At 50.0% G+C, this 24,724-nt stretch carries 23 protein-coding genes; 16 read left to right on the top strand and 7 right to left on the bottom strand.

Annotated elements, in window-relative coordinates; translation table 11 throughout:
- Positions 1 to 2 precede the first annotated feature (2 nt).
- From ACO05Z_RS01510 to ACO05Z_RS01500, 3 genes are read right to left on the bottom strand one after another with little or no spacing between them, the layout of a single operon-like run.
- Complete coding sequence (locus tag ACO05Z_RS01510) at positions 3 to 311, bottom strand: thioredoxin family protein (protein WP_421899757.1); 309 nt, start codon at positions 309 to 311, stop codon at positions 3 to 5.
- 14 nt (positions 312 to 325) lie between these two features.
- On the bottom strand, positions 326 to 1,252 hold the full coding sequence (locus ACO05Z_RS01505; RefSeq protein ID WP_421899754.1) for an NAD(P)/FAD-dependent oxidoreductase: 927 nt from the start codon (positions 1,250 to 1,252) through the stop codon (positions 326 to 328).
- A gap of 15 nt (positions 1,253 to 1,267) precedes the next feature.
- Complete coding sequence (locus ACO05Z_RS01500; RefSeq protein WP_421899751.1) at positions 1,268 to 2,800, bottom strand: SLC13 family permease; 1,533 nt, start codon at positions 2,798 to 2,800, stop codon at positions 1,268 to 1,270.
- A gap of 146 nt (positions 2,801 to 2,946) precedes the next feature.
- Here ACO05Z_RS01500 and ACO05Z_RS01495 point away from each other — a divergent pair, with 146 nt between their 5' ends.
- Complete coding sequence (locus ACO05Z_RS01495) at positions 2,947 to 3,633, top strand: Crp/Fnr family transcriptional regulator (RefSeq protein ID WP_421899748.1); 687 nt, start codon at positions 2,947 to 2,949, stop codon at positions 3,631 to 3,633.
- Positions 3,634 to 3,696: 63 nt separating this feature from the next.
- Here the strand turns inward: ACO05Z_RS01495 and ACO05Z_RS01490 are convergent, their stop codons facing one another.
- Together ACO05Z_RS01490 and ACO05Z_RS01485 are read right to left on the bottom strand one after the other, a co-directional pair.
- Complete coding sequence (locus ACO05Z_RS01490; RefSeq protein ID WP_421899745.1) at positions 3,697 to 3,924, bottom strand: hypothetical protein; 228 nt, start codon at positions 3,922 to 3,924, stop codon at positions 3,697 to 3,699.
- A 130-nt stretch (positions 3,925 to 4,054) separates the two neighbouring features.
- Positions 4,055 to 4,540, bottom strand: a complete 486-nt coding sequence (locus tag ACO05Z_RS01485; RefSeq protein ID WP_421899742.1) for a Fur family transcriptional regulator — start codon at positions 4,538 to 4,540, stop codon at positions 4,055 to 4,057.
- A 149-nt stretch (positions 4,541 to 4,689) separates the two neighbouring features.
- Here ACO05Z_RS01485 and ACO05Z_RS01480 point away from each other — a divergent pair, with 149 nt between their 5' ends.
- From ACO05Z_RS01480 to ACO05Z_RS01455, 6 genes are all read left to right on the top strand, one after another.
- Positions 4,690 to 6,441 (top strand): sigma-54 interaction domain-containing protein, encoded by a 1,752-nt coding sequence (locus ACO05Z_RS01480; RefSeq protein ID WP_421899739.1) that lies wholly within the window; start codon positions 4,690 to 4,692, stop codon positions 6,439 to 6,441.
- 238 nt (positions 6,442 to 6,679) lie between these two features.
- Positions 6,680 to 7,891 carry a diaminopropionate ammonia-lyase gene (dpaL, locus tag ACO05Z_RS01475; protein WP_421899736.1) on the top strand — a complete coding sequence of 404 codons (1,212 nt, stop codon included), beginning with the start codon at positions 6,680 to 6,682 and terminating at the stop codon, positions 7,889 to 7,891.
- 27 nt (positions 7,892 to 7,918) lie between these two features.
- Positions 7,919 to 9,082, top strand: a complete 1,164-nt coding sequence (locus ACO05Z_RS01470) for a M24 family metallopeptidase (protein ID WP_421899733.1) — start codon at positions 7,919 to 7,921, stop codon at positions 9,080 to 9,082.
- A gap of 23 nt (positions 9,083 to 9,105) precedes the next feature.
- On the top strand, positions 9,106 to 10,668 hold the full coding sequence (locus tag ACO05Z_RS01465; protein ID WP_421899730.1) for a BCCT family transporter: 1,563 nt from the start codon (positions 9,106 to 9,108) through the stop codon (positions 10,666 to 10,668).
- Positions 10,669 to 10,776: 108 nt separating this feature from the next.
- Positions 10,777 to 11,976, top strand: a complete 1,200-nt coding sequence (locus ACO05Z_RS01460; protein WP_421899728.1) for a YgeY family selenium metabolism-linked hydrolase — start codon at positions 10,777 to 10,779, stop codon at positions 11,974 to 11,976.
- A 19-nt stretch (positions 11,977 to 11,995) separates the two neighbouring features.
- Positions 11,996 to 12,376, top strand: coding sequence for a RidA family protein (locus ACO05Z_RS01455; RefSeq protein ID WP_421899725.1), 381 nt, complete (start codon positions 11,996 to 11,998; stop codon positions 12,374 to 12,376).
- A 73-nt stretch (positions 12,377 to 12,449) separates the two neighbouring features.
- On the opposite strand, the gene ACO05Z_RS01450 is transcribed toward ACO05Z_RS01455, so the two are convergent.
- Positions 12,450 to 14,120 carry a sigma-54 interaction domain-containing protein gene (locus ACO05Z_RS01450; RefSeq protein ID WP_421899722.1) on the bottom strand — a complete coding sequence of 557 codons (1,671 nt, stop codon included), beginning with the start codon at positions 14,118 to 14,120 and terminating at the stop codon, positions 12,450 to 12,452.
- Positions 14,121 to 14,312: 192 nt separating this feature from the next.
- Between ACO05Z_RS01450 and ACO05Z_RS01445 the strand changes: the two genes are divergently transcribed.
- From ACO05Z_RS01445 to ACO05Z_RS01425, 5 genes are all read left to right on the top strand, one after another.
- Entirely contained in the window at positions 14,313 to 15,215 is a 903-nt protein-coding gene (locus tag ACO05Z_RS01445) for a tetratricopeptide repeat protein (RefSeq protein WP_421899719.1), read from the top strand.
- A gap of 20 nt (positions 15,216 to 15,235) precedes the next feature.
- Positions 15,236 to 16,900: a 4Fe-4S dicluster domain-containing protein gene (locus tag ACO05Z_RS01440; protein WP_421899716.1), complete on the top strand. Its 1,665-nt coding sequence runs from the start codon at positions 15,236 to 15,238 to the stop codon at positions 16,898 to 16,900.
- Positions 16,901 to 17,001: 101 nt separating this feature from the next.
- Positions 17,002 to 17,322 (top strand): hypothetical protein, encoded by a 321-nt coding sequence (locus ACO05Z_RS01435; protein WP_421899714.1) that lies wholly within the window; start codon positions 17,002 to 17,004, stop codon positions 17,320 to 17,322.
- Positions 17,323 to 17,448: 126 nt separating this feature from the next.
- Positions 17,449 to 18,588, top strand: a complete 1,140-nt coding sequence (locus tag ACO05Z_RS01430; RefSeq protein ID WP_421899712.1) for a 4Fe-4S binding protein — start codon at positions 17,449 to 17,451, stop codon at positions 18,586 to 18,588.
- Positions 18,588 to 18,800 carry a hypothetical protein gene (locus tag ACO05Z_RS01425; protein ID WP_421899709.1) on the top strand — a complete coding sequence of 71 codons (213 nt, stop codon included), beginning with the start codon at positions 18,588 to 18,590 and terminating at the stop codon, positions 18,798 to 18,800. The genes ACO05Z_RS01430 and ACO05Z_RS01425 overlap by 1 nt, the downstream gene beginning before the upstream one ends.
- 55 nt (positions 18,801 to 18,855) lie before the next feature.
- Here the strand turns inward: ACO05Z_RS01425 and ACO05Z_RS01420 are convergent, their stop codons facing one another.
- Positions 18,856 to 19,755 carry a LysR family transcriptional regulator gene (locus tag ACO05Z_RS01420; protein WP_421899706.1) on the bottom strand — a complete coding sequence of 300 codons (900 nt, stop codon included), beginning with the start codon at positions 19,753 to 19,755 and terminating at the stop codon, positions 18,856 to 18,858.
- A gap of 293 nt (positions 19,756 to 20,048) precedes the next feature.
- Between ACO05Z_RS01420 and ACO05Z_RS01415 the strand changes: the two genes are divergently transcribed.
- The 4 genes from ACO05Z_RS01415 (at position 20,049) to ACO05Z_RS01400 (ending at position 24,714) form a co-directional block, all read left to right on the top strand.
- On the top strand, positions 20,049 to 21,464 hold the full coding sequence (locus ACO05Z_RS01415; RefSeq protein WP_421899703.1) for an SLC13 family permease: 1,416 nt from the start codon (positions 20,049 to 20,051) through the stop codon (positions 21,462 to 21,464).
- 43 nt (positions 21,465 to 21,507) lie between these two features.
- Positions 21,508 to 21,816: a thioredoxin family protein gene (locus tag ACO05Z_RS01410; protein WP_421899700.1), complete on the top strand. Its 309-nt coding sequence runs from the start codon at positions 21,508 to 21,510 to the stop codon at positions 21,814 to 21,816.
- A gap of 16 nt (positions 21,817 to 21,832) precedes the next feature.
- The gene (locus ACO05Z_RS01405) at positions 21,833 to 23,716 is read left to right on the top strand and encodes an aryl-sulfate sulfotransferase (RefSeq protein WP_421899697.1); all 1,884 of its coding nucleotides are present in this window, start codon (positions 21,833 to 21,835) and stop codon (positions 23,714 to 23,716) included.
- 71 nt (positions 23,717 to 23,787) lie between these two features.
- A complete protein-coding gene (locus ACO05Z_RS01400; RefSeq protein ID WP_421899694.1) occupies positions 23,788 to 24,714 on the top strand; it encodes an NAD(P)/FAD-dependent oxidoreductase in 927 nt (308 codons plus the stop codon).
- Positions 24,715 to 24,724: the final 10 nt, after the last annotated feature.

Below are 24,724 nucleotides of genomic sequence, written 5' to 3'. Positions count from 1 at the left end.
CCTTACTGGATATTTTCAATCTCTTTGATAATTGCCGGTTTCTGCTTCAGACCTTCAAGGCGATTCACTTCCTCGCCGTCCTTCATGAAAAGCATGGTCGGGAACCCTTTCACGCCGCAGCGTTCCTTGAGTTCAGTATTTTCATCAAAATCAATGGTGTAGATGGGGAAATCCGGATTATTCCTGTCGATGTCCTTGAGTACAAAGGCGAGCATCTTACAGGGACCGCATTCCTTGGAGTAGAACTCCACAAGCATGCCGCCGGATTTTTCCATGGCATCATATTCTTCAGTATTCAGTTCTTTAATCATGACTTTCTCCTGATTTAATCCCGCAGGGAATCTACATATTTAGCTGCAGAGTTGGCCGCGATTGCGCCGTCGGAACAGGCGGTCACGATCTGGCGCAGCTTCTTGTTGGTAATATCTCCGGCACCGTAGACCCCTTTGATGGCAGTCTGCATTTCATCATCCACGACGATGCATCCGAACTTGTCGAGGATACCAAGATCGGCAAAAGGTTCGGAGGTTGGTTTAAGGCCGATATATTCGAATGCACCGTCGCAGTTGACATGGCGCTCGGTTGCGTCTTCCTTGGTGGACTTAAAACGCACCCCGTTAATCTTGGATTCACCGGTGAATTCCAGAACATCCTGATAGGGGTAGACGGCCACGTTATCCATGGCCCGCAGCTTGTCGCAGACCTTGGGATCGGCAGTAAGGTCAAACAGGGTCACAACAGTCAGCTGATTAACTATTCCGGCAAGGTAGATGGACTCCTCTACAGCGGAGTTACCGCCGCCGATGACAACAACATCCTTATCGCGGAACTGGGCACCGTCGCAGATGGCGCACCAGCTGATGCCGGAACCTGCAAAACGATCCTCACCGGGGACTTCCAGCGAACGGGGAACGGTCCCGGTAGCTAAAATAACTGTGCTGGTTTCAAAGGTGGCATCATCCTCTTCGCAACGGATAACCTTGGTCTCGCCTTTGTCTTCAATGCCGAGCACGGTCTTGTAATCGAACTCCACCCCGAGTTCCTGAGTGTGCTCAAACATCTGCATGCTAAGTTCGGCACCGTTGATGGCACCTGAACCGGTGTAGTTCTCGATTTCGTTGGTGTTGACCATCTGACCACCGGGGGCAAGCTTGTCCAGCAGCAGGGTTTTCATGTTTGCGCGCACCGCGTAGATGGCGGCAGTCATGCCCGCAGGACCAGAGCCAATAATTACTACATCGTATTTATTCATATTTTTTATCCTCTCTTAGAAGATGGTGTTGGCAAGGGGGATTCCCACAACAATCAGCACCGCCACAACAACACCGGACATAAGCACGGCATGGGCAGCAGCATCCTTCTTGGAAATCCATTTGGGCTGGTCAAAAAGAATGGCCCCGAAAGGCGAACCGGCCGGAGTGGCGGCAGCAATGAGCACCACATAAAAGAAACAGGCCAGAACCGGAGCCGCGTTGAATCCAAAGGCATTGGCAATTGCCAGCAGCACCGGAGAAAGCACCAGACCGGCAACAACGGAATTGAAAAAGTTGGTAATGGCGATACCGAGAATGATCACCGCCACCGAAAGCATGGTCATGCCCAGTCCGGAAAGGTGGTCACGAAGCAGATATTCCATGAAAATTGATATGTTGGTCCCTTTACCGGACATGGCTCCGCCAAGCAGGAAAGCAGTGGCGATAAGGAAGAAGGTCCGCCATGAAAAAGCCTGTCCGGTTTCATGCAGATCAGCAACAGGCTTGCCGCCAACCCGAATAAAGCAGGCCAGAAAGGTGACCATCATGGTTCCCGCCATGGCATTCTGGGCCATGAATGCACCAAGCAGGTTGTCGCGGCCGATAATTCCCGGGAGCAACAGCCAGACCGCATAAAAAAGAAAGAGCCCGACGATAATCTTCTGCGCTGCGGAAAGTGGAGGCAATTCTTCTTTGTTAATGGCGTTCATATCGATCTTTTCCAGAGGAGAAACATCCACCCGGAAAACAAAACGCATCAGCAAAAGGATTACCCCGATGCAGGTAAAGGAGATAATAAAGGCAAAGCCCAGATAGGCGGCAAGGTTGATGGGGACAACATTAAGATCAGTAGCTTTGCCGGCAAGACTCTGCAGATTTGCCAGCAGGTAAAAGGCCCCGCCTTTGATGGGATCGCTGGCAAAACTCAATAAAGCCATAATGATCACGTTGGTGACCATGAAAGTTACGTACTTATCCCCTTTCTTGAAACCAACGGCTTCGAAAACAATGAACAGGACCGGCAGCATGAGAAAACAAGCGGTAACCTGCTCAAGAAATGCGACAAAATATGTGGCCAGCAGAATGGATGCGGTGAAAAGCCATGGCCTGCCCTGCACTTTCGGATGAGCCATGAACCAACGGGCCAGATATGTTGAAATATTACTTTTTACCAGTATGGCAGCAAAAATGAAAAGGAAAAAGATCATAACAACCATGGGATTGCCCATAAACTGCTTTAATACTACAGGCATTGGAGCGTAATTGCTCATACCAAGAAGTATTACCCCAAGAAAACTGGGCCACATGGTATCTACAGTAGTCCATAAATATACTACACCGACAAAAAGTGTAATTACCGTCATGCCAACAGGAGTAATAGATATAAGAACTCCACCATCAACCTGCGGAAACCCCATGTTGATCATCTTTTCCGAAGCATCAACTATTATTGACGGAGCTGGCAACATCCTCCCGAACAACATGATGCCGATACCGACAAACATGTGTACTAGCTCACTAATACTTATCTTCATTTTTTCTAACATTAAATTCATCCCTATTTTTAAAATTCCAAACCCTTCACTCGCTTGAGTGACAATATGCGCATTTTAAAAATGGAAAAAAGTAGTTCAGGCTAGGGTTGTGAAAAAAATAGCAAATAAGTACACTCGTAAAAACAAGGATAAAGATCATGGCCTATGCTACTCAAGCCTCAAAACATATTGAAAGTCTGAAAGAAATCGGCGTCGAAGTAACCATCCCCAAGGGAGGAGAATTCGATTATGAGAATATATACTACCTGAAGGAAGGGATGGCAGCGCTGACTCATCTCACACCGGGCGGAGGGCAGAGCTCATTCTTATATTTCAAGGCCGGAATGCTGCTGAACTTTTTAAGACCGGCCATCACCAAAACCGGAATAGCCTCGGATATAACCCTAAAAAGATTCACAAATCTAAATCACACTATCTATGCTAAGACCGAATGCAGATGCCTGAGCTTCAATGGTGAGGTTTTTATGAACTACCTGGAGCGCAACCCGGAGCTGTACAAGCTTCTAATGCAATCGCTCTGCGACAACCTTATCAACCTGTTGGCCCTGTCCACGGATATCGTTTCAAAACCGGCCAATGTCCGGGTCTGCCAAGTCCTGCTCGACTTTATGACCGACGACGACCCACCGCAAATCCCGCGCTTTCTGACCTACAACGAAATTGCCTTCTATCTTTCAATGCATGTGATTACGGTCACAAAGATCTTCAAGGCCCTGAAACAATCCGGGATAATAAACAAGAAAGGCCGGAACACTACGGTTGCTGACGTTGAAAAACTGCGCGCCATAGTGGACGGGACCGGAACACTGGAATATCTTACGTAATAAAAAATCCCCCGGAACAATTGTTCCGGGGGATTTTTTCAAAAATTCTATTCTCGACGAAAACTACGCTTCAGCTTCAAGTTCAGCTTCAGCCTTCGCATCACGAATAATTTCTTTAAATTCGCCAGTGGTCTTCTGGTAGGAATCCACAGCCCAGTCCTTGGCTTTGACGCCCGCTTTAATGGTGGACTTTGCGGCATTCCTTACGGTCTCAGACTTGTAAGCCGCGTAACAAACGAGTCCGCCTACCACTGTTCCTGCTGCAACAATAGCTGCTTTTTTAAGATACATAATATACTCCTTTTACTCGCCGGGAATTATTCCTCAGCGGAATAGGGTTTGATTTCAATCTGAATTCCCTGTTTGTAAAAGAATTATATTTTGTATCCGGTTTGTAAAATCAAGACGTTGAATACCAATCTCAGGATTCAGACTCTTGTTCTTGATCCCGCAACTTCTGGCATTCCGGGCATAATCCGAAAAGGAGCATGCGATGGTGGGTCAAAACATATCCATTTTCCCGAGCGAGAACCTCCTGCCTGCGCTCGATCCCATCATCTACTACCTCAACCTTCTTCTGGCATTTTGTGCAGACAAGGTGATCATGGTGTTCATGGCCATAGGAATGTTCATACAAGGCAACCCCGCACCCGAAATCCAGACTTTCAGCCAGCCCGGAATCAACAAGCAGTTTCAAAGTCCGGTATACAGTCGCCTGCCCGACCTCGGGAACCCTTTTTTGTACCAATAACAACAGATCCTCGGCCGAAAAATGTCCCTCAGTCTCTAAAAATGTCTCAACAATTACCTTGCGCTGGGGAGTCATGCTCAACCCGTTTTGCGCCAGATAATCGACAAATATTTTTGCTGCTTCACTTGTCATATCGAAAATGAAATCCATTTTCATATGATTGTCAAGAACTAATCTAATCTAACAATACATACACGCTCGTTTTTTAATATAGAGAAGCCCACTACATAAACCGTTTTTTAATCAGCCAAAGATATTCTCAAAATGAGAATCTTGCGTTAACAGAGTTCTCAACAGGAGGAAGTATGCTGCTCAAGATTCAAGAACAAATTCAATACTACGCGGAAACAATTTCAGCCATCACCGGACTTGAGGTAGAAGTTGTGGATACGGAACTTATCCGTATTGCCGGAACCGGAGATTACTCCAAGAATATCGGCAAAAGCATTAAGAGCGCAGGAAATCTGCTGAAAACTACCCTGAAAGGCAGCACTCCATTATTCATTGAGAATCCCCGGCAAAACAAGATTTGCAAAGGCTGCCAGACCAAAGCCAACTGCCGGGAACTCTGCTCGGTCTGCGCGCCCATTTCAGACGGTGTCACCACTTACGGCGCTATGGAAATGATCTGCTTCTCCGCAGAAGCTCGTGAGCAAATGCTTGAGCGTCGGGAAATATACATGAATTTCCTCTCCCTTCTTTCCAGTAGTATCGCGGTGCGAGTACGCGAGCGCCAGGAATTGCAGGACATAACCGATCTCCTGAACATCATGTCCCAAGTGGTAAACACCAACGAAAAAGGGATTCTCATATACGATGCCAAGGGAAAGGTAGCTTACAAAAACGATCAGGCTGAAGAAATTCTGAGCAAAACAATTCCTTCTCAATTTGAGAATTTTTCCGTCACTCCTACCGGATTCACCCTTTCCGATCTGAACGAATACACCGTGGAGCAGGATGGACGCCAGCAAATGATCGTTGGCAAACAGGCGGACATCGAGTCAACAAACAGCCGTTTTTCTTCAGTTTTAGTCTTCGACACGATCCGTTCCGTTGTCTCAAAATCCCTGCAGGCAGCAACAGTCACATTTGACAGCAGCCTTGACCATATCAAGGGACAATCTCAACATATTTTACAATTAAAAGAACAGATTACCGCAACCGGAGACACAAACTCATCGGTATTGATCAGCGGTGAAAGCGGCACCGGTAAGGAGCTTGTAGCCCGTGCCATCCACTCCATCGGCGACAGATCCGAAGAACCGTTTGTAGCTATCAACTGCGGAGCCATCCCGGACACGCTACTTGAAAGTGAATTATTCGGCTATGTTGGGGGAGCATTCACCGGAGCCTTACGCCAAGGACAGATCGGTAAATTCGAACTTGCTGATGGCGGCGTGCTCTTTCTGGACGAAATTTCCTGTATGCCCCTATACTTACAAGTCAAACTTCTGCGTGTTCTCCAAGAACGGAAAATTACCCGCTTGGGCGGAAACCGTCCCATATCCGTTGATATTCGCGTAATTGCCGCAAGTAATGACAACCTCCATGAACTCATGGCTCAGAATATGTTCAGGGACGACCTCTACTTTCGCTTGAATGTCATTCCCATCCAGACCACACCTTTACGGGAAAGGCTGGATGACCTTGATCTACTCATCAACCACTTCATTGCTAAATATTGCGATTTATTCGGGAAAAATAAAATAAAATTGCAATCTTCAATTGTCCAGCGCATGCGTAACTATAACTGGCCGGGTAACATCCGCGAGCTTGAAAATGCCATTGAATATCTGGTGAACATGGCTACCCCGGAAGGAATCATCAATGAAACAGCTCTGCACAGCGGATTCCTGCAAAGCAAGGATAATTTTCAACAGGAACAGGTTCAGATTTCGCAAGGACCGGAATGCCCGATCATTTCTCTTAAGGAACTGGAACAACAAGCTATTTTGCGCGCTATTGAATATTACGGAGACACAACATCCGGTAAAAAACAAGCCGCCAAATCCCTTGGTATCGGTCTGGCCACTCTTTACCGCAAACTGGGGCACTGACACCCGTAAACAAATTCACCTGCTTCCCCACTCCTGCTCCTACTCACTTTCCCTCTATTCTCAAAATGATAAATTTCTCATTTTGAGAATAGGATTCCAAACACCACTCCGCCCACCTCTCCTCTGCATACCCTTGATTTTAAACACTTTATCACTGTGATAAAATTTTGGCACGCTCTCTGCTTTAGGGGAATCCAATCTGCAAGATTAAAATTTGAGGATAAGAGGAGAATACACCTTGTCTAAAGTTAAGATTCAATACAACGGGAGCTTAAAGGCCCCGACAACCGGAGCAGATGTCTCCATGCTCAGCAGGGATGTTGCTGAAAAAGTGCGGAACTTTCATTCCACATTTGAAGCATATGAACCTACCCCGCTGGCAAAGCTCGACAACCTAGCCGGACATCTTGGACTCGGTGAAGTGCTGGTCAAGGACGAATCATACCGCTTCGGCCTGAATGCCTTCAAAGTCCTCGGCGGTTCCTACGCCGTAGGTGAATACCTTGCCTGCAAGCTTGGTAAAGATATCACCGAAGTCAGCTGCGATTACCTGAAGTCTCAGGAAGTACGCGATGCTGTAGGCGACATCACCTTTGCCTCCACCACAGACGGTAACCATGGGCGCGGTCTGGCATGGGCTGCCCAGCAGTTCAACCAGAAAGCAATCATTTACATGCCCAAAGGGTCCGACCCGGTGCGTAGCGAGAACATCAAAGCCCACGGCGCAGAATGCACCATCTCCGACCTCAACTATGATGACTGTGTGCGCATGGCTTGGGACACAGCTCAGGAGAATGGATGGGTCACCGTGCAGGACACCGCTTGGGAAGGATATACCGAAATCCCCAACCTGATCATGCAGGGATACACCACCCTCGCCCTTGAAGCCCTTGAGCAGATGCAGTCCCAAGGCGTGGAACGTCCCACACACGTGATACTGCAGGCCGGGGTCGGCTGTTTTGCCGGAGCCATGCTCGGTTTCTTCATGTCCGCTTTCGGCAAGGATGCCCCTACTTTTATCCTTGTTGAACCTGAAGCAGCCAACTGCTTCTACGTTTCCGCCTGTGCCAATGACGGAAAACCACACACAGTGGATGGCGACCTCGCAACCCTGATGGCTGGACTTGCATGCGGCGAGCCCAACCTGACCAGCTGGGAAATGCTTCGCGATTATCCTCTGGCTTACGCTTCCTGCTCTGACGACATTGCCGCCAAAGGCATGCGCATTCTGGGCGCACCCATCAAAGGAGACCAGCAGGTTGTATCCGGTGAATCCGGCGCGGCAACCACCGGCTTCCTGCACTGGGTAATGCAGGAAGAAGAAGGACGCGAAACAAGGGAAAAACTTGGACTTAACGAGAGTTCGAAAGTTCTGTGCATCAGCACTGAAGGGGACACCTCCCCCCAGACATACCGTGATGTGGTCTGGTTCGGACGGGAAAAATTATAGTTCAGAACAACTTTTAAGGAGTATATGATGGAAATTCTCGATTTTGGTTTTACTACTGCTGAATTTGAAACAAGAACAGTACGCATGCAAAAACTCATGCACGAAAAAGAACTCGACGCTGTTTTCCTGACCACCGAACCGAACATCCGCTACTACACAGGGTACTACACCCAGTTCTGGGAAAGCCCGACCCGTCCCTGGTTTCTGGTCATTCCCCTTGAAGGTAAACCTATTGCCGTAATTCCCGGCATCGGCGCCAGCGGCATGCGGGCCACCTGGATTGAAGACATCCGCACCTGGTCTTCCCCCAACCCCGAAGATGACGGAATCACCCTTGTATCCGATGTTCTCAATTCCCTGCCCAGCCGATTCGGCCGCGTTGGTGCGACCCTCGGCCTGCAGTCCTACCTGCGCATGCCCACCGCCGACTACCTGAGCATCACTGAAAAAGTGAGCAAAGAATTCGTAGATATCGCTGAAGACATGCACTACCTGCGCAGTGTTAAATCTCCCGCAGAAGTTGAAAAGATCCGCCGCGCCTGCGCCATCACCAACCACGGCTTTGACATGATCCCCTCTCACGCCAAAGTAGGCCAAACCGAACGTGAAATCTGCACCCAGATGCGTATCAATATGCTTCAGGAAGGCGCGGAATTCGTTAAATACCTCATCTCCGGTTCCGGTCCCGACGGTTATGATTCCATCATCATGGGCCCCACTTCCCGTGTAATTGAAGAAGGTGACGTGCTAATCATCGACGTAGGAGCGGTTTACGACGGTTACTTCTCCGACTTCGACCGCAACTTCGCATTCGGTCATTGCAGCGATGAAACCAAGCGCGCTTACGACTGCGTATACGCAGCAACCGATGCTGGTTTTGCAGCAGCCCGCCCCGGCGCAACCACCACCGATGTTTACAACGCCATGTGGAAAATCATGGAAGCAGGTGGAGCACTGGGCAACGAAGTAGGCCGCCTCGGACACGGTCTGGGAACCCAGCTCACCGAATGGCCTTCCAACACCGCCACTGACAACACCGTTCTCGAACCGGGCATGGTTATCACCCTTGAACCCGGCATGACCTACGCCAAGGGCAAGGACATGGTTCACGAAGAAAACATCGTGATCACCGAAGACGGCGCTGAATGGCTGACCCGCCGCGCCAGCGAACACATCACCATTATTGATTAGACAGAAATAAGAGGGAGATTATTATGTCAAACGGTAACGCAGCTGTCGCAGCAAAGCCCATGGCCGGAACTGAGACCGCAGAACAGGGGACAACACTTAAACAGGGTAAAATGCTGTTCACCAGCACCATGACCTTCATCGTCATGGTAGTCCTTGCAGGACTGCTCTTCCCGGACAAATTGTACGATGTGGGCATCGGAACAATGAACTATCTGACCGAAACCTTCGGTTGGATCTACATGGCGGGTTCATTCCTCTATGTAATGGTCATGTTCTTCTTTGCCTTCAGTAAATACGGCAACATCCGCTTCGGTGACGATAACGCCAAACCGGAATTCAGCACCTTCTCATGGATGGGAATGCTCTTCTCCGCCGGTATGGGTACCGTAATGCTCTACTGGGGGGTTGCAGAACCTGTCTATCATTACATCAATCCGCTGGTGACCACCGGTATTGCTCCGCAAACCCCGGAAGCGGCTGAATTCGCCATGAAACAGAGCTTTATCCATCAGGGTATTCAGGCTTGGTCCGCCTTCTCTGTGGTCGGCCTGATCCTCGGCTACCTGATGTACCGTAAAAAAGAAAACGGCCTGATCTCCAACATCCTGCTGCCTTGGGGCCGTGACAAAGCCAACGGCAACCTTGGTAAAATCGTCAACCTGATCTGTGTATTCGGTGCCATCGCCGGTATCTCCACCTCTCTGGGCCAGACCGGACTTTCCCTGAGTGTAAGTTTCTCTTACTTGCTGGGAACCCCGGACTCCACCATGACCAAACTGCTCGTGGTCGGTACCATCACCGGTATCACCGTGCTCTGCACCACCACCGGTCTTGAAAAAGGTATCAAGGTCCTTTCCGACTACAACGCATACCTGCTCATGGGCCTGATCCTGCTGGTAGGCCTCGTCGGACCGACCACCACCATGCTCAACGTATACTTTGATTCCCTCGGTAACTACATGAATGACTTCTTCCGCGACGGCCTCATGCTGCCTACTTTCGCACCTGAAGAAGAAACTTCATGGGTCACCGGCTGGCCGATCTACTACTACGCATGGGCTATCGCCTGGGCCCCCTTTGTCGGTCCCTTCATCGCCCGCGTATCCAAAGGCCGCACCGTACGTGAATTCATCCTCGGTTCCATGATCCTGCCCTGCCTCGGAATTTTCCTCTGGGTAGCATTCTTCGGCACCATTGGCATTCAGGCTCCTGTTGAAGCTCTCAAGGCAGCTGCTGCATCCTCCAAAGCAGCAACATTCATCGTCCTTGAAGGCTTCCCCATGGGTTCCATCATCTCCTGGGGTGTTGTTCTCGCGCTGTTCACCTGCTTTATCACTTCCCTGAACAGCTCCACCTTCACCTTAAGCTCCATGAGTCAGGACGGTGCAGCCAACCCGAGCAACAGAATGAAAACCATCTGGACCATTGCTCAGGCTTCCATGGCCCTGACCCTCATGCTCGGCAGTAAGACCGGTATTGAACTCCTCCAGAGTATCAGCCTGATCTTCGCCCTGCCGCTCATGTTCGTGCTCTTCCTGTGCATGATCAGCACGGTCAAGATGTTCCGCGAGGAATTCCAGAACTAGCAACGTAGGACCTCCACTCCTAGGACATACCTACAGATACCCGTTGGCGCGGACAGCACCACATCCCCCGCGCCAACGGGCAAAATTTCAAAGCAAGAAGAAAGACATATGTTTGATAAAATTGTTGCACGCACCGGACATTACGAACAGGAAATATACGATTTTGCCAGCGAACTGATCCGCATTGAAAGCCTCTCCGGTCAGGAAGTTGGAGTAGCAAAAACTGTTGCCGCAAAAATGGAACAGCTCGGTTTTGATAAAGTTGAAACAGATGAGATGGGCAATGTCTGCGGATCAGTGGGCAATGGTCCCGCCCTTGTCTGTGTTGACGGTCACATGGACGTTGTAGGTACCGGCGAAGAAAACCTCTGGTCCCGTCCCTCCCTTTCCGGCGATCAGGACGATGAAAAGATTTACGGACGCGGCGCAACAGACATGAAATCCGCCATTTCTTCCATGGTCTATGCGGGCAGAGTACTCAAGGATCTCGCCCTCACCGAAGGCCTTACCTACATGGTCTGCGCCAGCGTGCAGGAAGAACCCTGCGAAGGTCTGGCTTGGGAATACATGATTGAAGAACGCGGCCTGCGTCCCGATTTTGTTATCCTTGCTGAACCAAGTGACGATAAAATTTCACTGGCCCAGAAAGGACGCATGGAACTGAAAGTTTCTGTTTCCGGCAAAACCGCCCACGCTTCAACTCCGCACATGGGCGATAACGCCATTTACAAAATGGCCCGCATCATTGCCGATCTGGAATCACTGAATTCAAACATGGAAATCGAAGACAGCGAACTTGGCAAGGGCTGCCTTGTTGTATCTGAAGTGAATTCCCATGCCCCTTCCAGATGCTCAGTAGCGGACTACTGCGAAATCTCCATCGACAGACGGCTGACTTGGGGAGAATCCGCAGAGTATGCCCTCGAACAGATCAAGAATCTGCCCAGCGTTGCTGAATCAGGGGCCGAAGTTGAGTGCTACCTTTTTGAAGAGCCTTCCTACACCGGAAAAACATGTGCCAAAGAATGCATCTTCCCGGCATGGAAACTGGAAAAAGAACATGCGGTGACCAATGCAACCACAGAAGCATTCAAAGGTCTGTTCAACAAAGAAGCAACCCTGACCACATGGCCCTTTTCCACCAACGGCGTGGCCATCATGGGTAAAAATGATATCCCGGTAATCGGTTACGGTCCCGGCACTCTTGATGCCTGCCATGTTCCCGATGAATACGTAAGTAAAGCACAGGTTCTTGATGCGGCTATGATGTACGCGGCAATTCCTGTTATATATACGAACAATAAATAATCCTAAGGAGATTCATACAATGAAAGCTCAGATCAACACCACCAACGCTCCCGGAGCAGTAGGCCCTTACTCTCAGGCAATCAAAGCCGGCAACACCCTTTATGTTTCCGGTCAGCTGCCCATCAACCCCGAAACCGGCAAAATGTGCGAAGGTTCCATTGAAGACTGCACCCGTCAGGCTCTTGAAAACCTCAAAGCAATCGTAACCGAAGCAGGCGGTTCTCTGAATAATGTCGTGAAAACAACCGTATTTCTGGCCGACCTCGGTGACTTTGTAGCAGCAAACGGCGTTTACGCTGAATACTTTGCCGAGCCTTTCCCCGCACGCAGCGCATTTCAGGTTGCCGCTCTGCCCCTTGGTGGCCGCATTGAAATCGAAGCAATAGTAGTTCTGGATTAATTAAATTCCGGAAGGCGTAATAAAGCCCCGTAGTGCACCGTAGCACTGCGGGGCTTTTTTTCTATTCTTCTTCCTACCCCTCAGAAGCTTTCAATCCCATCTTGCGCATCTTACTTCTGAGCGTACTTGGATTAAGATCAAGCAGTTCTGCAGCTCCGCCCGGACCGTTAATCCTCCCTCCGGTCTTTGCAAGGGCTGAGACAATTGCCTCTTTTATTGTCTGCTCAAGGGGCTTGATTTCAGTTTGCATATGCAGCCCTGCCTGCAAAGGCTGACTGGCTCCGGGGCTGAGGTTCAGCTTGGCAAGATGCTTTTCGAGCATGAGCTCCACCCGGGCATCTATGGTCTTCTCAAAATAGCTCTGCCCTTCTTCAGGCGAAATATACCAGCCCTCATCCTGAGGGAGCAACTTATCCAGCAATAAGGGGCCGTGCGGATAGAGAGTCAGGCCGCGCTTAACCAAGTTTTCAAGCTCCCGGACGTTACCGGGCCAAGAATACTGCAGCAAGCGGTCAACTGTCGGCTCAGGCAATTGCGGGAGACTTTTAATACCCAGCTCATCACAGCCGCGCTTCATGAACAGATAGATCAACTCCGGGATATCCTGCGTACGTTCACGCAACGGAGGAACTTGGACGGGAAAAACATAAAGACGATAATAAAGGTCTTCGCGAAAGGTTCCTTCCTGCAGCATGAGTTCAAGATTACGGTTGGTGGCTGCGATGACCCGCACATCCACCTCAATTGACTTTGTACTGCCGATCCTTTCCACCACGTTGTTCTGCAAAACACGTAGCAAACGGACCTGCGCCTGCAAAGGAAGTTCGCCGATCTCATCAAGGAACAGGGTTCCGCCATTGGCCTGCTCAAAGCGGCCCGGACGGGAAGTAGTAGCGCCAGTAAAAGCTCCCTTTTCATAACCAAAGAGTTCACTGTCCACCAATGAATCAGGGATAGCCCCGCAGTTTACTTTAACAAAAGGCTTATTCTTGCGCGGAGAAATGGCCTGAATGGCATCGGCAATGAGTTCTTTACCGACCCCGGTTTCCCCCATAATCAGAGCCGGGACCTCTCTGTTTTCAAGCTGGCGGACCACTTCCATGGTCGATTTCAAGCCGCCCTGCTCGCCCACAATCCGCCGTTCACGCAAATTTTCTAAATCCTTCTCCAGCCCGTCGCGCTCCACGCGCAAACGATCCTGAAACTCCATGGTCCGCTGATATTGCAGCAGATTGGACATGGTCAGGGCAAAAGGAGTGACCAGTAGGGAAAACTTACGCTCATGTTCCTCGGTGAAGCAATCCGGATGTGTACCCATAAGGCAAAGATGCCCCAGAACTTCCTTTTCCGAGCGCAAGACGCAGACCATATAGGCCCGCTCCTTTAGCGGAACAAGTTCTGACAGGGTTTCACTGTGCAGGGCAGATACTGGTGAATCCATGTTTAGCGGCACCTTGATGACTCCACTGACCCCCTGATTATGCAGAAAAAGAGAATTGGCTGCTTCTTCAGAAAGAGGAGCCACCATTTCCACAAAATCAAACCTCCCGGCCTGCACCAGAAAAAGCAGCTTTAGCGCCTTCAAATCCGGGGAATACTGGTGCAGGGAAATGGCATCAATGGGGAAATGCTCAGCTAGAAATTCAAAGGTATCTATGAGCGATTTCTGCATGTCCAGACTTCCGGTCAGTCGGGCCATGGCTTCGCTTAAAAATTTCAGATTACTCTCTTGGGAATGAGGCATAGGCATCTCCTTGTTAACTTAAATCTGCCACACACTATTTAATAAAACAACACATCGCTACATCCAACGACTATCGTTTCATTAAACACTTAAAACATTCTCAAGCAATCAACAAGACACACAACATATTGATTTTAAAGGGTTTAGACTATTGGCACAGTTCTTGGTTTATGGACAACAAGGAGTGAAGCCATGAATATGTCAATGCAGCAAATCAATGAACAAAGGCTCAGGAAGCGTATTTGCCAATTCAAGCATGACCGCGAATACCGTTCGCTGACTGAATACCTTATCGGGGAACTCGCCTCCGGGCATGTCCCCATACAGCTTCAGGCCAAAGCCTACAATGAACTGGGGCTGGCCCATCTGCAATTGGATGAACCGCTTGAAGCGGAAAAATCATTTTTATCGGCAATAGAGCGCGATCCACAAGCTCTCAACCCAAAATTCAATCTGGCTAACCTTGCCATGTATGCCCAAAGATACGAACAGGCCGGGGAACTCTTTCATGAAATCCTTGAAATGGACCCCAGTCATATCGGGGCGAGATTTCATGCCGGACTCTGCCTTGCTATGAGCGATAAGCCGGATCAGGCCCTGCCCTATTTTGAATCCAGTGCCAAAGCCGCACCGCAGGCCATGGGCCCCAATTTCTGGGCAGCTGAAACTCTTGTGGCTCAAAAACGTTTTAAGGAAGCCCTTCCCTATTTCTGCAAGGCCGCAGAAATCACCCCCGATCACCGCGAATCACAACGCGGCATTGCAATCTGTTTGCTTGAAACCGGACAGAACGAAGAATGCGTTGAGCAGTGCGACACGCTCATCCTCTCCGGCCAAGGAGCGGAATACCTTGCATGGCAGATAAAGGGCGACGCCCTCATTGAAATGGGTGAAATTGAAGCCGCAGCCCTCAGCCATCTGGAACTGGCCGACATGGATTTCGATGCCCGTGATTTCCTGATCATTCGGGCCAAGGAACTCCTCAAGGAGTACCCGCACTATGTGTCCCGCTACGCAGCGGTAATCAGCGACGTAATCCCCGAACTTGAACCCGCTTTTAATGGAATCTGCAACGATTCCATGGCGGAACAGTAAACATATTCCCGGAGGAACTCATGTCTGAAGAACAAAATGCGTTGGATATTATCAACGATCCCAAGAACCGTATGTCTTCCCCGGACGGTGCCGACAAGCAGCCTGAGCCGGAAAACATAGACCAAGAGCAAAAGCCTGCAAAAAAAGCTTTCAGCCGACGTAATTTCCTTAAATTCGGCGGGGTGGCAGCCGCAGCCGCCACTGTGGCCGGTGCCGGAGGGGCCGGGTTTGCCATCGGACGTTCAGATGATGCTTACACCGGATACGGCCAGACCTATCAAGGCGGAGACCAGTTCTTTAACCGCGAGCCTTTCCGCTGCGATGTCCCGGCCATGATGACCCCGGTGGGGGAAGTCGAACGCCCGGACTGGACAGACTACCTTTTCCTGCGCCTTGCCGCATTGGTTAAAATCATCAAGTCCGGCGAATGGAACCCGGGAATGGGAGTGGACAAGCTGCCCGGTCCCGTGGGTGACCACTACCGCGCCCGCCCCGGCGAGCTGGAAATTATGCTCAATTCCCTGCAACGCAATATCAAACGCAGTGAAGCGTGGAAAAACGGCAAGAATAAAAAATACGCTTTGGCCGGAGCATATAACATGGCCCTGCGCAAAGGCGGCATGGAATTCGGGGACCATACCAACCGAATCCCTGCTGACCCGCAGGATGAATATGAACGCACTAAAAAACCCGTACCGCCCGAGGATTGGGATTTCCGCGGTATCTGGCGCAAAGAGCCCATGGAATTCAAATCCCCGGCCCATGCCTCCAAGCTGATCAAGCGCATGGCCCACCAGTTCGGCATGTCCTTGGTAGGCATTACCAAGTTCGATCCCCGCTTCATGTTCAAGAACGTCATGCGCGGCATGCCCGACAAAGGCCAGAAATGGGGCGACAAGGTTCCCGAGCACTGGAAATCCATCATTGTTTTCGGCGTACCCATGAACTGGGACGGCACCTATTCCGCCATTGGTTACTCCACATCCTTCGATGCCTATTTCCGTTCCCGCTGCGCAGCCAGCCTCATGGAACAATTCATCAAGGAACTGGGCTACCCGGCCCGCGCACAATTTCCGGGCCATAATTATGAAATCATGATGAGTCCCTACGTACAACTAGCTGGACTGGGCCAGTACAGCCGCGCCGGGGTGGTCATGGTCCCCGAGCTGGGTGCGAACTTCCGCCCCGCTGCCGTGGTCACCAATATTGAATTTGAATACGACAAGCCCATCGACGTAAAAATGGCCGATTTCTGCCTGAAATGTAAGATCTGCGCCGACAACTGCCCCTCCGGAGCCATCCCGCATGATGACCGTCCCAAGACCGTTGTGCGTGGATTCAAACGCTGGAAGCTGGACGAAGAGAAATGCTACTCGCAATGGGCCGGAGGTCCGACTCAGGACGGTCTCGGTTGCCGAGTATGTATCGGTGTCTGCCCCTATTCCCGCAAGAACACATGGATTCACACCATCTCCAGGGAAATTGAACCGCGCGACCCAACAGGCATGTTCGCCAGCGGGCTGCTGGCCATGCAGAAGAACTTCTTCAAGTTCAACGAGGCTGAGGATTACCGCTCTGAATGGGATGGCGGAAAGGAAGCAAACTATCACAATCCACCGTGGTGGCTGCGTGCCGAGAACTTCCTCGATGTTGAAAAAGACTGGGAATACCACGGGATGGAGTAAGGTTGATGCGCTTCGCGCTTTTGATGAACTGATCTCGCCTCCGGCGGCCAAAGGGACTAAGCCCCTTTGGGATCCCTATTAGCTAAGAAAGGAGAAGTATAATGTTTCCCGGAACTACTATGCTTGATTATATATTCTGGATGATCATGGGTGCTTTGCAGGTACTCGTGATACTTGGACTTATGGAATGGCTCAAACATTACGGACGCAAGGTGGTCTGGTGGCAGGTAGCCCTGTTCTATGCCGGATTCGCTTCCCTGTGTTCCGTAGTCGCGGGCGGTACCACCCTCATGGGCGAATATGAGACCATTGCCGGATGGTATTTTATCGGCGTGCTCGGCCTGCCCGTTGTTATTTGTCTCGCAATCGCCGTCAGACTCTTCATCATGAAGAAACCTTCTGACGCTTCCCGGTCCTCCTAGTGTAACAATTTAGAATAAATATTTATTCTGAACACTAAACCAATCATCAAACTTTGCCATAAAACCCTTGCCTACCAATACTGCGGCGGTTTCAACGCCATGAAACCGCCGCCCCGGAGAATAACCGTGTCCAAGAAAACAATTGAAAAAATTATGGCTGTAGCAACTCTCTGCATTCTTGCAGCAGCGTGGTTCGCAGGAGGGATGCGTTCACAAGGCGCAAACCTGAGCCGGATAAAAAATATATCCCCTGAAATTGAACAGATTAAGCAGATCAACCCATCGGTTTACGAAGGGCAACGCAAAGGAAATCCTGCGGAAAAGATCTACATTGCCTTGGCTGAGTACCCCAGCTACGGCGGTCCCTTGCAGGTGGCTGTCGTGATCAACAGTGACAAGAAAATCGAACGGGTAGCGCTGGTCAAATCCACGGATACCACCACTTATATCGACCGGGTTCTGAATGAAGGCATTCTGGATGCATTCCTAGGTGTCACCGACACCCACCTGCCCAAGGTTGATGCCATTGCCGGGGCCACCCTCTCTTCCACAGCCATGATCATGGGTGTGCAGGAAGCAGTTGCCAAAATTCAGGGCAAGGAAACCGTGCAAACAACAGTGTCCTTTTCCTCGGAAGAAATGATCAAAGCCGGACTGACCGTTGCCCTGTTCATCATGGCAATCTTCATCGCCAGCCGTTTCTTCCGCTGGAATAAAAGCCACGCCAGACTGGGATTGCTGATAATATCCACAATCCTGCTCGGCTTCATGTACGGTGCACAGTTTTCCCTGTCCTCACTGGTACTATTGCTGGCCGGACTGTGGACCAAGGGATTGGCCTCCTACACTGCCATAATCTGTCTGCTGCTGGCTGTGCTCGTCTTTTTCGTGACCAAAAAGAACCTATACTGCTCAATGGTCTGCCCCTTTGGCGGCCTTCAGGAATGCCTCGGCCGGATCACCAAGTGTTCCCCGCCCAAGAAAACGGAATGGATGAAATGGACTGCCCGCGGTTTTGCCCTTGCAGCCCTGACAGCAGCACTCTATTTCCGCAACCCGTCCGATGCGCAATATGAACCGTTTGGTATGGCCTTCTCATTCATCGGCTCAACCGCCATTTTTGCTCTCTTTGTACTGATCGTGGTCGCATCCCTGATAATTAAAAGGCCGTGGTGCACCCTGCTTTGTCCGGTCACTCCAGTGTTTGATTATCTCGCTTTTGTGCGCAACTGGCTTACCCCGGCGAAAAAAAAGGAGAAGAATTAATGAAATTCAAAAAACTGCTTGCCACACTTCTATTCTTCGTCTTTGCCGGACTCTGCGGCTATGAACTGGCGACCCAGATTAAAGCCAGCGCCGAGCGGGACATAAGCTCCGTGCGTTATACCCGCGGCATAGAAACCCCGGCAAAAAAGGAAAAGAAAAAACAAGATTTTAATTTGAATAGAATTTTGCAGGATACTGACCTGAACGGTTAGTGACGCGAAAGGCCTCGCAATGCGTTACGCAGTGCGGGGCCTTAACATTTATTGATCAGACCAATTCTTCCCGTATGAATCGGCTCTTTTTAAGTGACATAACCAGTTCCTGCACTTCTTCCGAAAGCTTTTTCTCATCACCATAAGCCAAAACAAAATCAGCTTTCGGCAACCCTCCTTCAACCTCCATTTCCAGTAAGTCCCCTTTTTCAATTTCATTCTGCACTGTAAATTTCATCAGAATAGCTCCGCCGATATCCTGACGAATAAATGGCTTGATGACATCAGCACTAAGGTTGTCCATGGCAATGTTAGGCTCCCCCACCTCTTTTTTGATATACTCATCAACTATGTAGATATTACGTTCCTGCAGAAGCAAAGGGATCGAACCGATTTCCTTTGGAGAAATACGCTTCTTTTTAACAAACTTGGAGCCCTGCATTACAACTAGAACTAATTCCTCGGAAAAAAGTGGGATAGTCTTGAAATCAGGACCGGGCGGCAAACTTGCCGAAAGAACAAAATCAATTTCGTTGGAATGCAACTTTTCAATCAGGTTGGGAACCGTATCCAACACCATTTTCACATTCAGTTTCGGATGCATTTTCTTAATCAAGGCAATCAGATTGGGCAGGATATATTTGGCAAGGATATGATGTGCTCCGATGACGACTTCATGCGCATGAGCCTGCATCATTTTTTCCAATTGCCCCTCCAGGACTTCCGCTTCCCGAAATACTTTTTTTGCCTGCGTATACACGATCTCAGCATCCGGAGTCAGCCGAAGTGAATTGCCTTCACGAATCAATAGTTTGATCCCTGCCCAGCGTTCCAACTTCTTAATCTGCATAGTAACGGCTGAGGGAGTCACGAACAGTGAATCTGCCGCCTTGGAAACACTTTTAAATTTGGCTGCAAGATAAAAACAACGCAGCTGATTAAGATTTATCTTCATGATTTTTACTGTAAACTATAAGCACTGGCTCTGCCATGAACCTGTTATGAACGAAAGTCTTTCACTTTGATTTTATTCAATTATTTTAAAGCATTGCAATGAACACAAAACAGCAACCATCTTGTTCAAAATACCACAAGCTTTCGAGCGGATTAACTAAAGCTTAAAACCAAGTCAATTAAATTGTCTTGTACACGCCCCCGACTGCGGGCATTAATCCATTTATTCACAAAGTCCTGATCAGACCAACTTTGCTTAAAATCGATTATTTATACAGATGGAGGAAACTAACAATGAGTGCAAGTGCTACCGCACCACCGAGTGGAATATCTCTGGTCCAAAAAATCGGCTGGATTCTGTCTCTGGCTATTCCTGCTTTCATCCTGCTCACAGTGGGAGGAGACGGTCTTTCCCGCGAAATGATCCTTTTCATGGCTATCACAAGCTGGGCTGTAGTCTGCTGGGCCACTGAAATTCTGCCCCCGCCGCTGGTGGGTATCATTCTGCCAATTTTCTATTTTGCTTCCAAGATTGCCCCGGCTTCAATTGCACTGGCAAAACCTTTCGCCACAGTCATTCCGTGGGCAGTAATCGGTGCGCTCATGATCGGGATCATGGCTCAGAAAACCGGTCTTGCCAAACGCATTGTCCTTAAATGCATGGTCATGACCGGCTCCACCTACCCCGGCCTGTTTTTCGCCATGTTCATCAGCGGGCTGATCCTGACTCCGTTGGTTCCATCCGCTACTGCAAAATGCGCAATCATGCTCGCCCTTGGCGTAGGTGCATGCGATGCCTTGAAACTGGAAAAAGGCAGTCGGGAAGCCAGCGCAGTTGTCTTCGCCGCTTTCCTCTCTGTTTGCGGTCCCCGTTTCGGTATCCTCACTGCATCCCTTGAAAACCTGACCATCACCAGACTTATGGCAACTGTCACCGGGGAAACCGTCGGCTATGCAGACTTTGCCGTACACAACTTTTTCCCTGCCATCATCTACAGCGGTCTTTCCATCTGCCTCGTCCTGTTTATGGTCCGCGGTAAAGGCAAACTGAACAAAGATGAGCTGCTCAAGCAATACCGCGAAATGGGTTCCATTAGCCGTGACGAATATATCGCTGGATTCCTCGCTATATTCGCCGTTGCCCTTGCCGCAACCTCTAAATACCACGGACTTCCGGGCATGCACCTCTTCGTAGCCATCAGTGCCATTGCTTTTGTGCCCAAAATCAACATCCTCAACCAGAAGGATTTCAACACCCTTGCCTTCCCGATCATCTTCTTTGTGGCCGGTTCTCTGGCAATCGGCTTTGTGGCCGGACATGTTGGTATCGGTAAATGGCTCAGTGCGCACATGCTCCCGCTGGCCCAGTCCATGGACAGCGTCTTCGGACTTTCAACTCTGGCCTACGCTTTCGGAGTCTGCTTCAACTTCATTCTTACCCCGCTGGCAGCTCAGGCCCTGATGACCGTGCCCCTTTCCGAACTGGCCGTATCCATGCACGTGCAGCCCTATCCGATCATATACAGCTTCCTCTACGGAACCGACCAGTACCTCTTTGCATACGAATTCGCCCTGCTGCTCTTTTTCTGCTCAACCGGACACCTACAACTGCGCCATGCCATGAAACTCCTTGCTATCCGCATGATCTTCTGCCCGGTCTTTCTGGGTCTGGTGGCAGTGCCCTACTGGTCCCTACTGGGAATCGTTTAAAATATAACCATATGTAATCAAAATAAATCTGAGGAAATATAAAATGATTCAGGAAATTAACACCCAAGAATACGACGCCCTTGATGCTTCCGGCCCCATGCTGGTGGAATTCTACTCCAAAAGCTGCGGCCCCTGCAAAATGCTGGCTTTCGTTCTCAAGGACATCGACAAAATAAATCCTGACTTCAGGATCTACACCATCGACTACGACGAGAATCAGGATCTCAAGGAACGCCTTGAAGTCAAAGGTTTCCCTACCATGCTGTTCATGAAAGACGGCGCAGAAGTGAGCCGTCTGCAGGGTCTGAAACAAAAGCCCGCCATCGTTAAAGAAATCGAAGCACTCGCATAATCAAGGAGCAATAATCATGAGCAACTGCATCACTTACACCTGCGAAGACCACCTGATCACCAGTCAGGCCAAAGCGGAAAAAGCTTTTCTGGCTGATTTTGAAAAGGGTGGCTACACTCTGGAAAATCCCCTTGTTGTTGAGAACCCTTACCTCATCAACCCCCTCTGCGCCCTTGTGATGTTCACCACAACCGAAGAAGTTTCCGTCACTGTGACAGTTCACGGCAAACGCATCCAGCGCGAGGACCTGAACCACACCTTTGCTGCTGCAAAAGAGCACAAACTGCCCATCCTCGGCCTGTATGAGGATTTCGACAACAAAGTGGAGATCAAACTCTCCAACGGTTCCAGCACCACTCTGACCATCAAGACCGCAAAGCTGCCCGCACGGGTCAGCCGTTGCAGACACATTTCAACATCCATCGACTACCTCAAGAACGACCTCATGTTCCTGAGCACCGCTGGCAAGAACAGCCCTGCGGCTTACGACTACAAAGGTGACATCCGCTGGGTGCTGACCGTAAACACCATGTTCGACCTCAAACGCGCTGCAAACGGCAACCTACTCACCGGTTCCCCCCGTTTCTGCCGCATGCCCTACAATGCTACCGGCTTGATCGAAATCGACATGCTCGGTAAAATTTATAAAGAATACCGTCTTCCCGGTAACTACCACCACGACCAGTGGGAAATGAAAGACGGCAACCTGCTCATCCTCACTCAGGATTTCCATTCCGATACCGTGGAAGACCAGTGCGTTCTGGTGGACCGCAATACCGGTGAAATCCTCAAGACATGGGACTTCAAAGATGTCCTCCCTCAGGACGTTGCAGGTTCAGGCTCTCAGGATGCGCATGACTGGTTCCACAACAATGCAGTCTGGTATGACGAAAACACTAATGCACTCGTGCTTTCCGGCCGCCATCAGGATGCCATCATCAGCATCGATTATGATTCCGGAAAACTGAACTGGATTCTCGGCGATCCCGAAGGCTGGCCGCAGGAACTGGTGGACAAATACTTCTTCACCCCGGTGGGCGATGTTGAAAACTTTGATTGGCAGTACGAACAGCACGCCTGTCTGGTAACCCCTACCGGCGACATCATGTGCTTTGACAACGGCCAGTACCGCGCCAAGTCCAAAGAGAACTACCTCAAGAACTCCGAAAACTTCTCCCGTGGTGTACGCTACCGCATCGATACCGACAAAATGGAAATCGAACAGGTCTGGCAGTACGGTAAAGAACGTGGACCCGAATTTTTCTCACCTTACATCTGCAACGTTGAGTACTACGAAGAAGGCCACTACATGACCCACTCCGGTGGCATCGGTTATGAAAACGGTCTGCCTGCTGACTCTCTCGGCGCTTTCCTCGACAAGAAAGACCCCAACGTTGAATTGCGTTCCGTAACAGTTGAAGAAAAAGACGGTGTGGTCCTCTATGAAATGGAAACCGAAGGCAACTTCTACCGCGCTGAAAAGCTGCCTCTCTACCATGACGGTGAAAATGTCACTTTCGGCCCCGGCCAGCTGCTCGGCAAGCTCGATGTAACCCCCACTTTTGATACTGACCCCGATGTTGAAGAAGTGAACGAGCTGCCCGATTCATGGCACAACATCATCATCGAAGAAGACGAAGACCGCTTTGTTTTCCACGGTAAATTCGAGCGCGGCACTCTGGCTATGCTTTGCCTTGACGGTGAAGAAGGCAAACACAACTACTTCATCAACACCGCAGCCGTGCGCCATCTGGCTATGTGCTCCGGTGCATTCCTTGAAGACGATGACCGCGACGTAAAATTCAACGTCAGCAAGGAAGGTCTCAAAGGCCGTTACACCCTCAAACTGATTATCAATGAAAAGAAATACCACCTCGGTGTTTCTATCTTCGCTGGATAAACCTCCCTTGACATGCCCGCAGCGGACCGATGCCGCTGCGGGCATCATTCATACATATTTCAGGAGTTATCATGAAAACTTATGATGTTCTCATTATCGGTGCAGGCCCTGCCGGCATGACTGCCGCTATCTATGCTATTCGCGCAAACATGTCCGTACTTATGATCGACAAGCTCTCTCCCGGCGGACAGATGGTCAACACCAACGAAATCGAAAACTACACCGGGTCCGGTTCTGTAAACGGCGCGGAACTGAGCATGCAGATGTTTGAACATACTCAGGAACTGGGTGTTGAGTTCGACTACAAAACAGTGCTGGACATTGTGGATAACGGCGAAACCAAAACTGTTATCTGCGAAGAAGACGATGCCCGCTTTGAAACCCGCACCATAATCATCGCCACCGGAACCGTGCCCAGAAGACTGAACGTTGCAGGTGAAGACAACTTTGCCGGAACCGGAATCAGCTGGTGCGCAATCTGCGACGGTGCCCAGTACCGCGACAAGAACGTAGTTGTCATTGGCGGCGGTAACTCCGCTGTTGAGGAATCTATCTATCTCGCAGGAATCACCTCCTCGCTGACCATTGTGACCATGTTCGATCTCACAGCAGATCCTAAAGCATGCGACCAGCTCCGGGCCATGGATAACGTCACCATCCATCCCTATCAGGATGTGCTTGAATTCACAGGGGAAGGATCACTGGATGGCGTACGTTTCAAATCCACCAAAGAAGACGCAACCGAACACCACGTTAAATGTGACGGTGTATTCGAGTACATCGGACTTATGCCCACCTCCGAGAGCTTCAAACATCTCGGAATCCTTAACGACTTTGGATTCATTGAAGTTGATGACGAAATGAACTCCTCCGTGAAAGGCATCTACGGAGCCGGGGATATTACCAGCAAAAAACTCCGCCAGATCATCACCGCCTGCTCCGATGGAGCCATCGCCGCCAACAGCGCAGCCAAGTACGTTGAGAGCCTCAAAGGCTAACATATAACTA

It is taken from the genome of Maridesulfovibrio sp. (genome assembly GCF_965230075.1).
Taxonomy (GTDB): domain Bacteria; phylum Desulfobacterota; class Desulfovibrionia; order Desulfovibrionales; family Desulfovibrionaceae; genus Maridesulfovibrio.
Note: the sequence above shows the minus strand (reverse complement) of the source record. Positions and strands in the feature narration are given on the sequence as shown.